The organism is Flavobacterium pedocola (assembly GCF_053764385.1).
In genome coordinates this window covers 1-344 of the sequence record NZ_JBSNCR010000032.1, presented here as the reverse complement: position 1 = coordinate 344, position 344 = coordinate 1, and the positions used below count along the sequence as shown (strand labels likewise).

Annotated in this window: 1 pseudogene; it reads right to left on the bottom strand. The window is 49.4% G+C overall.

What is annotated here, in order from left to right:
- Window positions 1-344 (bottom strand): annotated as a pseudogene (locus ACWPKD_RS15255) (hypothetical protein); the annotation flags it as partial.

The following is a 344-nucleotide window of genomic DNA, read 5'->3' as shown; positions in this document are numbered from 1 at the left end:
GTAGCTGTATTCGCGGCCCATGAACCGGTTACCCCCGCAGGAAGTCCTGCAAATGTAGCTCCTGTAGCACCTGTAGTAGCTAAATTGATCGTTGTAATTGCAGTATTGATACAAACCGTCTGGCTCGTTCCCACTGCAATGGTATTTTGTGGATTTACCGTTATAGTGCCCGTAGCTGTAGCCGGTGGACATCCTCCGGTAGTAGTTACCGTATAGTTAAACGTTCCTGCTGCTGTTGGCGTTCCGCTAATGGTAGCGACATTAGCTGCCCATGATCCGGTTACCCCTGCAGGAAGTCCTGCAAATGTAGCACCTGTAGCGCCTGTAGTAGCTAACGTTATATT